This window comes from Catenuloplanes sp. NPDC051500 (genome assembly GCF_044454585.1).
Taxonomy (GTDB): domain Bacteria; phylum Actinomycetota; class Actinomycetes; order Mycobacteriales; family Micromonosporaceae; genus Catenuloplanes.
Window position 1 is genome coordinate 83,359 of sequence record NZ_JBITDX010000021.1, and the last position, 11,566, is coordinate 94,924.

Consider the following 11,566-nt stretch of genomic DNA (forward strand, 5'->3'; position numbering starts at 1 on the left):
CCACCCGCTCCGCTCTTAGTCTGCAGTTTCTCCGGACCCGTCGCTTGCGTGACCACGTCGTGAGGCGCGGACGACCGAAGAAAGTCGTTCTCCGTCAGACACGCTCTTCGTCTGCCTGAGAACGACTTTCTTCGGCCGTGGCGTCGAGCCCGGAGGAGCGAAGCGACGACCAATCAGTTATGCCCGTTGAAGGCGTCGCGCATGCGGGAGAAGAAGCCGCCCTGCTTGGACAGTTCGGCGATGTCCTCGCCGCGGGTCTTCGCGAAGTCGCGGAGCATCCGCTCCTGCTCGGACGTGAGCTTGGTGGGGGTGCGCACGTCGAGGTGGACGAAGAGATCGCCGCGGCCCTGGCCACGGAGTCTCGGGACGCCCTTGCCGCGGATCCGCATCGTCGCGCCCGGCTGGGTGCCGGCGCGGACGTCGATCGCCTCTTCGCTGTCGAGCGTCTTGATGGTCAGGCGGGTGCCCATCGCGGCCGAGGTCATCGGCACTGTGACGCGGCAGTGCAGGTCGTCGCCGCGACGTGAGTAGACGTCGTGGGGTCGTTCGTGGATCTCGACGTAGAGGTCGCCCGCGGTGCCGCCACCGGGGCCGACCTCACCCTGCTGGGCGAGGCGGATGCGCATGCCGTCCTCGACGCCGGCCGGGATCTTCACGGTGAGTGACCGGCGGGTACGCACCCGGCCTTCACCGGCGCAGGTCGGGCACGGGCTCGGGATGACCGTGCCGTGGCCCTGGCAGACCGTGCAGGGGCGCGAGGAGACGACCTGGCCGAGGAACGTGCGCTGCACGGACTGCACCTCGCCCCGGCCCTGGCAGGTCTCGCAGGTGGCGAGGTGGGTGCCGGCCGCGGTGCCCGCTCCGGAGCAGGTGGTGCAGATGACCGCGGTGTCGACTGTGATGGGCGCCTCGACGCCGAACGCGGTCTCCTGCAGGTCGAGCTCGAGGCGGAGGATCGCGTCGGCGCCCGGGCGGGTGCGCGGACGGGGGCCACGGGTCGCACCCGCGGCCTGGCCGAAGAACGCGTCCATGATGTCCTGGAACCCGACGAACGGGCCGGCGCCGCCGGGACCGCCCGGACCGCCGCCACCGCCGCCCGGGGCCAGCGGATCGCCGCCGAGGTCCACCATCTGACGCTTCTTGTCGTCCGAGAGAACCTCGTACGCCGCGTTGATGTCCTTGAACTTCTCGTGCGCCTCGGGATCCGGATTCACGTCCGGGTGGTATTGGCGGGCCAGCTTGCGATAGGCCCGCTTGATGTCGTCGTCGGTCGCGTCCCGGCTTACGCCGAGGATCCCGTAGTAGTCCCTGGCCACTGCGTTGGTGTCCCCATGTCTGTCTGGATCAGGAATGCCGGCCGTTAATTCTGTGCCAGCAGTTCACTCACGTAGCGTGCCACGGCTCGCACCGTCGCGATGTTGCCGGGGTAGTCCATCCGGGTCGGGCCGAGCACGCCCAACCCACCCACGATCGTGCTGTGCGGTCCGTAACCGGTGCTGACCACCGCCGCGGACCGGAGATTGTCGATCTTCGTCTCATCACCGATCATGACCCGCGTGGCGGCCGGCTCGACCTCCCCGAACAGCTTGAGCAGGATCAGATCCTCCTCAAGCGCCTCCAGGATGGGCCGGAGCGAACCATGGAAGTCCAGGATGCCACCCCGGGTCAGGTTAGCGGTGCCCGCCAGGACAACCCGCTCCTCGCGCCGCTCGACAAGTGTCTCAAGCAACACGGACGAGAGCACTGCCATCGTGGTCCGCTGTTCCGGCCGGATCTCGTCGAGAAGCGCCTCGACGAGCGTCGGCGTGTCCACCAGACGCTTGCCGCAGAGCTTTTCGTTTATCCGGGTACGCAGGTCGAGCACCTCGTCGGCGGGGGTCGGCTCAGGCAGCTCCACCAGGCGTTGTTCCACCCGGCCGGTGTCCGCGATCATGACCAGCATCAGCCGGGTGCTGGAGATGGAGACCAGCTCCAGGTGACGCACGGAGGACCGGGCCAGGCTCGGATATTGCACGACCGCGACCTGACGGGTGAGTTGAGCAAGAAGCCGGACAGTGCGATGCACCACATCGTCGAGATCGACGGCGCCGACCAGGAACCGCTCGATCGCGCGCCGCTCGGCTGGACTCAGCGGTTTGACCCGGGAGAGCCGGTCGACGAAGAGGCGGTAGCCGCGGTCGGTGGGGACGCGGCCGGCGCTTGTGTGCGGTTGCCGGATGTAACCCTCCTCCTCCAGGACCGCCATATCGTTACGCACGGTGGCCGGGGAGACGCCGAGATTGTGCCGCTCGACAAGTGCCTTGCTGCCGACCGGCTCCTGCGTGGCGACGTAGTCCTCGACTATCGCACGCAGGACGGCGAGCTTGCGATCATCCAACGCCATCGCCAACCTACCTTCCCGCCGGTCAGAGGTTCCTCTCGCCGATGCTGGCACTCGACTGTAGCGAGTGCCAGTCTACGACGCACGTCCGGCAGAAGCGATGATCACTTTGCACCACATATGCGATATTTCTGATATATGCTTTTATGGCGGAACGGCGGTGGCGGCCTTTGATCGCCCCCTCTACCGTGACGGGCATGACCGAACCGCCTCGTCCGCCTGGTGAGGGCACCCCGGGCTCCAACGACCCGTCGTACAGCACCCCGCCGTCGTACGACAACATGCCTCCGTCCAGCGGCGCAGGCGCTTACCCGCCCCCGTCCAGCGGCGCCGGCGCCTATCCGCCGCCCACAAGCGGCGCGGGCGCCTATCCCCCTCCGTCCAGCGGCGCCGGCGCCTACCCGCCGCCCAGCAGTGGCGCGGGCGCCTACCCGCCGCCCGGTGGAAACCCCAACGCCTATCCCCCGCCCGGCGGCGACCCGAACGCCTACCCGCCGGCCGGCGGCTACGGTCCCCCGCCCGGTGGCGGCTACCAGCAGCCGTACGGCCAGCCCGGCTACCCCGGCGCCAAGGGCAACTACGTCAACGACGAGAAGACCTGGGTGATCCTGTCGCACGTCGGCGGCATCTTCATCGGCTTCCTCGCTCCGTTGATCATCATGCTGGTCAAGGGCAACGAGTCGCAGACCGTCCGCGCCCACGCGGTCGAGGCGCTGAACTTCCAGATCACCTGGGGCGTCGCGATGCTTGTCGCCGTGGTCCTCTCGGTCTGCACGCTCGGCATTCTGTCGTTCCTGCCGTTCGTCGTCTGGATCGTGGTCCTGATCTTCGGCATCATGGCGACGATCAAGGTCAATGACGGCGAGTGGTACACCTACCCGGTGACGTACCGCATCGTGAAGTAAGCACGCTGCCGCAGGGGTGGTCCGTCAGAGCAACTCGCGGATCACCCCGTCGGCAAGCAGCCGCCCGTCTCGAGTCAATACGATCCGGCCCTCGCCGTAGGCGTCCTGGTCGAGAAGGCCGCGGACCAGCGCGCTCTTCGCTCCGGCGCGCCCAGCCTCGTCAAGCGCCGCGAGCGGCAGCCCTGATGCGAGCCGGACCCGGAGCATCACGTCCTCCATGTGCCGGTCGGCGTCGGTGAGCAGCTCCCGGGCCAGCGCGGGTGTCTCGCCGGCGGCCAGGCGCTTCGCGTACGCGGAGGGGTGTTTGACGTTCCACCAGCGGACGCCGCCGACGTGGCTGTGCGCGCCCGGCCCCAGACCCCACCAGTCGCCGCCGGTCCAGTAGAGCAGGTTGTGCCGGCAGCGGGCCTCGGGCGTGGTGGCCCAGTTGCTGACCTCGTACCAGCTGAATCCGGCGGCGGTCAGCGCGCGGTCGGCGGCCAGGTAACGGTCCGCGGCCACGTCGTCGTCCGGGTAGGGCAGCTCGCCGCGGCGCATACGGGCGGCCAGCCGGGTGCCGTCCTCGACGATCAGCGCGTAGGCGCTGACGTGGTCCACCCCGGCCGCGATCACCGCGTCGAGCGAGCGGGCGAAGTCCTCCGCGGTCTCTCCCGGCGTGCCGTAGATCAGATCGAGGTTGACGTGCTCGAAGCCGGCCTCCCGGGCCTCGATCGCGGCAGCCGGCGCGCGACCGGCGGAGTGCTGCCGTTCGAGGATGCGCAGCACGCCCGGCGCGGTGGACTGCATGCCGAGCGAGATCCGGGTGAATCCGGCCCGGCGGAGCGTCCTCAGGTACGCCGGATCGACGGATTCCGGGTTGGCCTCGGTGGTCACCTCGGCGTCCGGCGCGAGTCCCCAGGTGTCGTCGATCGCGGCCAGGATCCGCGCGAGGTCGTCGGCCGGCAGCAGCGTCGGCGTCCCTCCCCCCACGAACACCGTGTCCACTTTTTTCGGTTTTTTCGTCATAACGCGTGATGCGAGGCGCAGCTCGGCCAGCACGGTCTCCGCGTACTCGTCCCGGCTCGCACCCCCACCCAGCTCCGTTGCGGTGTACGTGTTGAAGTCGCAGTACCCGCACCGGCTCGCACAGAACGGGACGTGCAGATAGACGCCGAAACCGCGTCGCCCCGACGCCTCGAGCGCAAAGGGGGGCAACGCGCCGTCACGTGGTACGGCCTCGCCGTCGGGAAGTTCGCCTGGCACTCGTCTAGTGTGCCCGCATGACGTCCGCGCTCCTGCGGGTGGAGGCCGGCGACGGGGTGGCAACCCTCACGCTGGACAGCCCGCGCAATCGCAACGCCCTGTCCACGTCGTTGATCAGCGAGTTGTCCGAGGCGTTCGCCTCGGCCGTGGCAGACCCCGCCGTCCGGGTGATCGTGCTCTCCCACACCGGCCCGGTCTTCTGCGCCGGCGCCGACCTGAAGGAGACCGCGGCCGCGTTCGACGGCGACGGCACACTGCCGGTGGTGCCCCTGGCCGACCTGCTCGCCTCGCTCTGGGAGTCGCCGAAGCCGATCGTGGCCCGGGTCGGCGGCGCCGCACGCGCCGGCGGCATCGGCCTGATCGCGGCCGCGGACATCGTGGTCTGCGCGTCGACTGCGACGTTCGCGTTCAGCGAGGTCCGCCTGGGCGTGGTCCCGGCGGTCATCTCGGTGCCGGTGCGCCGGCGGATCTCCGCGCGCGCGGCCGCCGAGCTGTTCCTAACCGGTGACGTGTTCGACGCGGCCCGCGCGGCGGAGATCGGCCTGGTCACCCGCGTGGTCGACGAGACCGCGCTCGACGAGAGCGTCGCCGGCTACTGCGAGTCGATGCTCAAGGGCGCGCCGGCCGCGCTCGGCGGGGCCCGTGCGCTGCTTCAGGACGCGACAGTGCGGGACGAGTTGGCCCGGATGGCGGACGCCTCCGACCACTACTTCCGGTCCGCCGAGGGCCGGGAGGGAATCCTGGCTCACCGCGAGAAACGACCACCGCACTGGATTCCCACTTCTCGCCAGTAAAGTGGGACCCCTACACAACGGGGGTGACGGTTGCGTATACAGGGAGTGACTGCTGCGGTCGCGACGATGGCACTTGCCGGGACGCTCGGCCTGCTGGCCGCCCGGCACGACTGGGGCGAGACACTCCCCAAGGTTCCGCTCGTGCTGTCCCGCGCCTGCGTGGTCACCGCGGACGGCCAGGTCAACCTGAGCGCGCAACAGATGGCGAACGCGGCAACCATCGCCGCGGTCGGCATCCGCCAGAAGATGCCGGAGTACGCGGTCACTGTCGCGCTCGCCACCGCGCTGCAGGAGTCGAAGCTGGAGAACCTGGCCGGCGGCGACCGCGACTCGATCGGCCTCTTCCAGCAGCGGCCAAGCATGAACTGGGGCACGCCCGAGGAGATCCGCGACCCCCGCTACGCGTCCGGGAAGTTCTACGAGGCGCTCCGCAAGGTCTCCGGCTGGGAGGACATGCGGGTCACCGATGCGGCCCAACTGGTCCAGCGCAGCGCGTTCCCGGAGGCGTACCAGAAGTGGGCGCCGGAGTCCGAGGTGCTGGCCAGGGCGCTGTTCGGCGAGGCGACCGGCGCGGTTTCCTGCACGGTCACCGGCGAGCCCGAGCTCCGGGGCAGCGCGGCCGCGTCAGTCCTCGCGGAGGGACTTCACGCGGACTGGGGAAAATCCGCCGCCTCGGACACCGCCGGCCTCACCCTCGACGTCAGCGACGACCGCGACGGCTGGCGCTACGCACACTGGCTCGTCTCGCACGCCAGCCAGCTCGGCGTGAAACGCGTCCTCTTCGGCGGCCTGGAGTGGGACGCGGAGCGCGGCGACTGGTCACCGATCGCGGGCGTTCCGGCAGCGGGAACCGGCCGCGTCGTGGCCGAGGTGTTCAGCTGACGCGCATTCCCGTTCAATACCTACAACGTGTGGGAATTGGACGCGGAAAAGCCCGGCCGCACCAGCGGCCGGGCTTTGAGGTTCCGGTGTCTCAGTAGCGGGAGACGCTGCGACGGCCCCAGAAGCCGGTGACCAGCGCGACGCCGATCGCGGCGAGCACGACCTGGGTGAGCAGCTCACGCCAGTCGAAACCGGCGGTCTCCGCGTAGCCCAGGCCACGGGCGATAGCGGTGCCGAGCAGGGCCGCGCCGACACCGATGACGAGCGTCAGCCACAGCGGGATGTTCTGGCGACCCGGCACGACCAGGCGGCCGAGCGCGCCGATGATCAGGCCGACGATGAGAGCGGTGAGGATGCCGACGATGGTCATTGAAGAGCCTCCAGATATCCGGGGTGGTGCTTGTATCCGTCGTTGTGTGATCGATGGATTCCCGGACTTCGGAGAAACCAAACCGCCTATCGCATGAAGTATTTTTGGGCGTCCTCGAGAGCGCGGTCCATCGTCCCGAACGCCATTGCCGGTGGCGAGGTGATCGGGAACCAGGTCAGCTCCGCGGCCTCGGCCGGATCGAGCGTGATGACCGCGTCCGGCGGCAGCGTGGCGAGGTAGATGCAGTCGAGCACCGGAAGCGTCTCGTCCTGGTAGTCGTACGAGCCGACATACATGCCGACCAGCGCGCCGAGCGTGACGTCGACGCCGAGCTCCTCGCGTGCCTCCCGGACCGCCGACTCGGACGGGTGCTCCCAGCCGTCGCAGAAACCGCCAGGCAGTTCCCACAGCCCGGCCTTGGGCTCACGGGCCCGCAGCAGCGCCAGGAAGCGGGTCCCGTCCTCGGACAGGATGATCAACCCGGAGGTCGGGCGCGCGTTCACGTACACGTGGTAGCCGCAGGCCGCGCAGACGGTCGGCGGTGCGGCGGGCAGAGCCACGCCGCACCGCGAGCAGTGCACCGTCACTTCTTCGGGGCCTTGCCGCCCGCCTCGCCGCCGTCGGAGGTGTTCAGCGCCGCGATGAAGGCCTCCTGGGGCACCTCGACCCGGCCCACCATCTTCATCCGCTTCTTGCCTTCCTTCTGCTTCTCAAGCAGCTTCCGCTTCCGGGAGATGTCACCGCCGTAGCACTTGGCGAGCACGTCCTTACGGATCGCGCGGATCGTCTCGCGGGCGATGATCCGGCTGCCGATCGCGGCCTGGATCGGCACCTCGAACTGCTGTCGCGGGATGAGCTTCTGCAGCTTGGCCGCGATGGTGACGCCGTAGTTGTAGGCCTTGTCCTTGTGCACGATCGCGCTGAACGCGTCCACCGGGTCGCCGTGCAGCAGGATGTCGACCTTGACCAGGTCGGACTCCTGCTCGCCGGACGGCTCGTAGTCAAGCGAGGCGTACCCCTTCGTGCGGCTCTTCAGCTGGTCGAAGAAGTCGTAGATGATCTCGGCGAGCGGCAGCGTGTAGCGCAGCTCGACGCGCTCGCTGGACAGGTAGTCCATGCCCTTGAGCTGGCCGCGCCGCCCCTGGCAGAGCTCCATGACCGCGCCCACGTAGTCATTCGGCGCGAGGATCGTGGCGCGCACGGTCGGCTCGAAGATCGCGCCGACCTTGCCCTCCGGGAACTCGCTCGGGTTGGTGACGGTGATGTCCTCCTCGCCGCCCTCGATCTGCACGCGGTACACCACGTTCGGCGCGGTGGAGATCAGGTCGAGGCCGAACTCGCGCTCCAGCCGCTCCTGGATGATCTCCAGGTGCAGCAGGCCGAGGAAGCCGCAGCGGAAGCCGAAGCCGAGCGCCGCGCTGGACTCCGGCTCGTACACCAGGGCCGCGTCGTTGAGCTTCAGCTTGTCCAGCGCCTCGCGAAGCGCCGGGTAGTCCGAGCCGTCGATCGGGTAGAGGCCGGAGTAGACCATCGGCCGCGGGTCCTTGTAGCCGCCCAGCGCCTGGGTGGCCGGCCGGTTGTTGATCGTCACGGTGTCGCCGACGCGGGACTGCCGCACGTCCTTCACACCGGTGATCAGGTAACCGACCTCGCCGACGCCGAGCGCGGTCCCCTTGAGCATCTCCGGCGAGATAACACCGATCTCCAGCAGCTCGTGCACCGCGCCGGTGGACATCATCTTGATCCGGTCGCGCGCCTCGATCTTGCCGTCGATCACCCGGATGTAGGTGACCACGCCCCGGTAGATGTCGTACACCGAGTCGAAGATCATCGCGCGGGCCGGCGCGGCCGCATCACCGGTCGGCGCCGGAAGCTTCCGCACCACCTCGTCGAGCAGGTGCGCCACGCCCATGCCGGTCTTGCCGGAGACCCGCAGGCAGTCCTCTGGCTCACAGCCGATCAGGTGGGCGAGCTCCTCCGCGTACTTCTCCGGCTGCGCCGCCGGCAGATCGATCTTGTTCAGCACCGGGATGATCTGGAGGTCGTTCTCCATCGCCAGGTACAGGTTCGCAAGCGTCTGCGCCTCGATGCCCTGCGCGGCGTCGACAAGCAGCACGGCGCCCTCACAGGCGGCCAGGCTGCGCGACACCTCGTAGGTGAAGTCCACGTGCCCAGGCGTGTCGATCATGTTGAGCACCGCGGACTCGCCGGTGCGCTCACCCTCCCGCACGGTCCACGGCATGCGGACCGCCTGGGACTTGATCGTGATGCCGCGCTCGCGCTCGATGTCCATCCGGTCGAGGTACTGGGCCCGCATCTGCCGCGCGTCCACCACCTCGGTGAGCTGCAGCATCCGGTCAGCCAGCGTCGACTTGCCGTGGTCGATGTGGGCGATGATGCAGAAGTTCCGGATGGCGCCGGGATCGGTCGCGCCGGGGTCACGCATGGGTGGCACGTTCGTCCGTTCTTGTCGTCGAGGCCGCTTGTCACCGCACTCAGAGCCGCCGGGTCGATCGCGCTCGGAGTCACTGGGTCGCACTCCATGGTCCCATGCCGCCGAGCCCGCCCGGCGACCCGCCGGGAGGAGCGATCAAAACCAGGATCCTCCGAGGGTACGCCGCGGCCTCGCACACCCCGCACGCTTCGCGGCCCGGTGCCATCACGCGCTCCGCGCGCTACCGGCCCCGGATCCCCCGCCCCACCCGGCGCAAGCCGCGGAATGCGTGCGGGCTGACGGGCGTGGATGGCCGGCGGCGGGCGATTCTCCATACGCCGGGCGCGCGGGCGGCGACGGCGTACCCCCCGCGGCTGATCTTGTGGTGTGGACCTACCCCGCGGTAACGATTTCCGGTCATCCGGGGCAGGATGGGGCGATGGGTGTGATCTCGCTGCCCGATGTGCCGTACGGCGCCACCGCGGTGCGGCCGGCCTGGGCGGACCTGCCGATGGAGCTGCGCACCGTGATCGGGGCGCGGCTCGGTTCGCCGGTGGTCTGGGCGACGAGTGCGGGCGGCGGTTTCACGAGGGGCTTCGCCGGGGTGCTTGACACCGAGGCGGGACAGCGGTTCTTCGTGAAGGCGGCGTCGCTTGAGCACGAACGGCACCTGGCGGACTGGCAGTACCGGGAGGTGTCGATCACCGGCGCGCTGCCCGAGGCGGTCCCGGCGGCACGGCCGCGCTGGTCGCTGACCGCCGCCGGTTATTACGCGACCTGCCTGGACGCGATCGACGGCGCGGTGCCGCTACTGCCCTGGACAGCGCCGGATCTGCGGGCCGCGCTTGACGCCTGGGCGACCGCGGCGGACGCGCTGGCCGATCCACCCGCGGAGCTGCTCGCGCTGGACCTGCCGCCACTGTCCTACCTGCTGGAGCACGACCTGTCCTGGTGGGCGGAAATCGCCGGGGGCCGTGAACCCGAGCCGGCGCTGCCGTCCTGGGCGACCGCGCGGCACGGCGAGCTGCTCGACGAGCTGGTCGCACTGGAGAAGCTCGCGCCCGGGTACGGCCGGGGTGACGGCGTGATCCACGGTGACCTCCGGCTGGACAACGTCATGGTCGACAAGGCCGGTCGCGGGTGGATCTGCGACTGGACCTGGTGCTGCCGCGGCGCGCCGTTCTTCGACACCGCGACGCTGCTTGTCACCGCGCACGCCAGCGGGCTGGACGCGGACGGCCTCTTCGCCGCGCACCCGACCGCCCGCGACGTGCCCGCCGAAGCGCTCGACGCGATGCTCGCGTCGATGGCCGGGTACTGGTTGACGAGGGCCGACTCCGGGCCGAGCAGCGCGTCACCGTATATTCGTGGTCACCAGCGGTGGAGCGGCAACATGGCGCTGCACTGGTTGGCCACCCGGCGAGGGTGGCTGACGACCTGATCGGCGGCCGTTTTGGCCGGCCCGCATCCGGGCTGGTACTCTGGGCTTTCGCGTGCAGCGGCACCAGTTTGCCTGCGCTCGCACCAGCTTGATTCACCATCTTTCTGTCGTCAGTAATCGCAATTTCGTAAGGACGTGGCTGTCGCGTGGCGAACATCAAATCCCAGATCAAGCGCAACCGGCAGAACGAGAAGCGCCGGCTGCGGAACAAGTCGGTCAAGTCGTCGCTGAAGACGGCCATCCGCAAGTTCCACACCGCCGCCGAGGCCGGCGACAACACCAACGCGACCACGCTCCTGCGGGACGCCAGCCGGAAGCTCGACCAGGCGGTGAGCAAGGGCGTGATCCACAAGAACCAGGCCGCGAACCGCAAGTCGGCCATCGCGAAGCGCCTGCTCGCGCTCTCGACCGCCGCCTGATCCACCGCACTGGTCTGCTCTAAACAGCGCTTCACGGACGGGCACCGTGTCGGCCTCCTCCAAGGCCGCGCGGTGCCCGTCGTTGCGTTTGTCCCGCGCGACATGATCATCACCTCGCTTGACCTCGCCGTCGCCGCGTCCGCCGCCGCGGACGTGATGACCGCCGCGTTCGGTCTCACTCCCGCCGAGCAGCTCCAGCGCCGCGACATCTTCACCGAGCACGCGCGGCATCCCGGTGTCATCGCCCGGGGCGCATTCGACGGCCCGCACCTGGCCGGCTTCTGCTACGCCTTCCCGGCCGGGGACCACAGCTGGTGGGAACGGCAGGTCCACCCCCGCCTCGCCGCCGTGGCCGCCGCCTCCTGGCTCACCCCCGACACGCTCGAACTCACCGAGCTGCACGTCCACCCCGCCGCCCAGCGCCAGGGCCTCGGCCGTGCCCTGATCACCTCGGTCTGTGACGCCAGCCCCGCCTCCCGCGTCCTGCTGAGCGTCCGCGTGGAGAGCGCCGCCGCCCGCCGGCTCTACACGGACCTGGGCTTCGAGGAGCTCACCACTCCGTTCCTGTTCGGCGGAATACCGCCGTACTACCTGCTCATGGGCGCCCGCCAGCCGCTACGGCGCTAGCCGCGGTGCTGCTCCGGCGCCAGCCCTGGTGCCGCTCCGGCGCCAGCCCTGGTGCCGCTCCGGCGCCAGCCC

At 69.6% G+C, this 11,566-nt stretch carries 12 protein-coding genes; 6 read left to right on the forward strand and 6 right to left on the reverse strand.

Going from position 1 to position 11,566, the window contains the following annotated elements:
* Window positions 1-173: 173 nt before the first annotated feature.
* The gene (gene dnaJ, locus ACIA8K_RS32460; protein WP_396066205.1) at window positions 174-1,316 is read right to left on the reverse strand and encodes a molecular chaperone DnaJ; all 1,143 of its coding nucleotides are present in this window, start codon (window positions 1,314-1,316) and stop codon (window positions 174-176) included.
* Between the two features lie 44 nt (window positions 1,317-1,360).
* Window positions 1,361-2,383 carry a heat-inducible transcriptional repressor HrcA gene (hrcA, locus tag ACIA8K_RS32465; RefSeq protein ID WP_396066207.1) on the reverse strand — a complete coding sequence of 341 codons (1,023 nt, stop codon included), beginning with the start codon at window positions 2,381-2,383 and terminating at the stop codon, window positions 1,361-1,363.
* Between the two features lie 194 nt (window positions 2,384-2,577).
* Here hrcA and ACIA8K_RS32470 point away from each other — a divergent pair, with 194 nt between their 5' ends.
* A complete protein-coding gene (locus ACIA8K_RS32470) occupies window positions 2,578-3,285 on the forward strand; it encodes a DUF4870 domain-containing protein (protein WP_396066209.1) in 708 nt (235 codons plus the stop codon).
* Window positions 3,286-3,309: 24 nt separating this feature from the next.
* On the opposite strand, the gene hemW is transcribed toward ACIA8K_RS32470, so the two are convergent.
* Window positions 3,310-4,527 carry a radical SAM family heme chaperone HemW gene (gene hemW / locus ACIA8K_RS32475; RefSeq protein ID WP_396066211.1) on the reverse strand — a complete coding sequence of 406 codons (1,218 nt, stop codon included), beginning with the start codon at window positions 4,525-4,527 and terminating at the stop codon, window positions 3,310-3,312.
* A 17-nt stretch (window positions 4,528-4,544) separates the two neighbouring features.
* Between hemW and ACIA8K_RS32480 the strand changes: the two genes are divergently transcribed.
* Together ACIA8K_RS32480 and ACIA8K_RS32485 are read left to right on the forward strand one after the other, a co-directional pair.
* On the forward strand, window positions 4,545-5,321 hold the full coding sequence (locus tag ACIA8K_RS32480) for an enoyl-CoA hydratase-related protein (RefSeq protein ID WP_396066213.1): 777 nt from the start codon (window positions 4,545-4,547) through the stop codon (window positions 5,319-5,321).
* A 66-nt stretch (window positions 5,322-5,387) separates the two neighbouring features.
* Window positions 5,388-6,203, forward strand: a complete 816-nt coding sequence (locus tag ACIA8K_RS32485; protein WP_396066315.1) for a hypothetical protein — start codon at window positions 5,388-5,390, stop codon at window positions 6,201-6,203.
* 91 nt (window positions 6,204-6,294) lie between these two features.
* Here ACIA8K_RS32485 and ACIA8K_RS32490 read toward each other — a convergent pair whose 3' ends face one another.
* The 3 genes from ACIA8K_RS32490 to lepA form a co-directional block, all read right to left on the reverse strand.
* Window positions 6,295-6,573 carry a GlsB/YeaQ/YmgE family stress response membrane protein gene (locus ACIA8K_RS32490; protein ID WP_396066215.1) on the reverse strand — a complete coding sequence of 93 codons (279 nt, stop codon included), beginning with the start codon at window positions 6,571-6,573 and terminating at the stop codon, window positions 6,295-6,297.
* Between the two features lie 86 nt (window positions 6,574-6,659).
* A complete protein-coding gene (locus tag ACIA8K_RS32495) occupies window positions 6,660-7,133 on the reverse strand; it encodes an NUDIX domain-containing protein (RefSeq protein WP_396066217.1) in 474 nt (157 codons plus the stop codon).
* A 23-nt stretch (window positions 7,134-7,156) separates the two neighbouring features.
* Entirely contained in the window at window positions 7,157-9,019 is a 1,863-nt protein-coding gene (gene lepA / locus ACIA8K_RS32500) for a translation elongation factor 4 (protein WP_396066219.1), read from the reverse strand.
* Between the two features lie 427 nt (window positions 9,020-9,446).
* On the opposite strand from lepA, the gene ACIA8K_RS32505 reads away from it, so the two are divergent.
* The 3 genes from ACIA8K_RS32505 to ACIA8K_RS32515 all read left to right on the forward strand — a co-directional run bounded on the left by ACIA8K_RS32505 (window position 9,447) and on the right by ACIA8K_RS32515 (window position 11,494).
* Window positions 9,447-10,448 (forward strand): phosphotransferase, encoded by a 1,002-nt coding sequence (locus tag ACIA8K_RS32505; RefSeq protein WP_396066221.1) that lies wholly within the window; start codon window positions 9,447-9,449, stop codon window positions 10,446-10,448.
* Between the two features lie 146 nt (window positions 10,449-10,594).
* Window positions 10,595-10,867 (forward strand): 30S ribosomal protein S20, encoded by a 273-nt coding sequence (rpsT, locus tag ACIA8K_RS32510; protein ID WP_396066223.1) that lies wholly within the window; start codon window positions 10,595-10,597, stop codon window positions 10,865-10,867.
* Window positions 10,868-10,939: 72 nt separating this feature from the next.
* Window positions 10,940-11,494 (forward strand): GNAT family N-acetyltransferase, encoded by a 555-nt coding sequence (locus ACIA8K_RS32515; RefSeq protein ID WP_396066225.1) that lies wholly within the window; start codon window positions 10,940-10,942, stop codon window positions 11,492-11,494.
* The last annotated feature ends 72 nt before the right edge of the window (window positions 11,495-11,566 follow it).

Excerpts from the sequence above, each read along its gene's own strand:
- ACIA8K_RS32485 (WP_396066315.1), top strand. The coding sequence starts at position 5,388 with ATGGCACTTGCCGGGACGCTCGGCCTGCTGGCCGCCCGGCACGACTGG.
- lepA (WP_396066219.1), bottom strand. The coding sequence starts at position 9,019 with ATGCGTGACCCCGGCGCGACCGATCCCGGCGCCATCCGGAACTTCTGC.
- hrcA (WP_396066207.1), bottom strand. The coding sequence starts at position 2,383 with ATGGCGTTGGATGATCGCAAGCTCGCCGTCCTGCGTGCGATAGTCGAG.
- ACIA8K_RS32490 (WP_396066215.1), bottom strand. The coding sequence starts at position 6,573 with ATGACCATCGTCGGCATCCTCACCGCTCTCATCGTCGGCCTGATCATC.
- ACIA8K_RS32505 (WP_396066221.1), top strand. The coding sequence starts at position 9,447 with ATGGGTGTGATCTCGCTGCCCGATGTGCCGTACGGCGCCACCGCGGTG.
- ACIA8K_RS32470 (WP_396066209.1), top strand. The coding sequence starts at position 2,578 with ATGACCGAACCGCCTCGTCCGCCTGGTGAGGGCACCCCGGGCTCCAAC.
- ACIA8K_RS32480 (WP_396066213.1), top strand. The coding sequence starts at position 4,545 with ATGACGTCCGCGCTCCTGCGGGTGGAGGCCGGCGACGGGGTGGCAACC.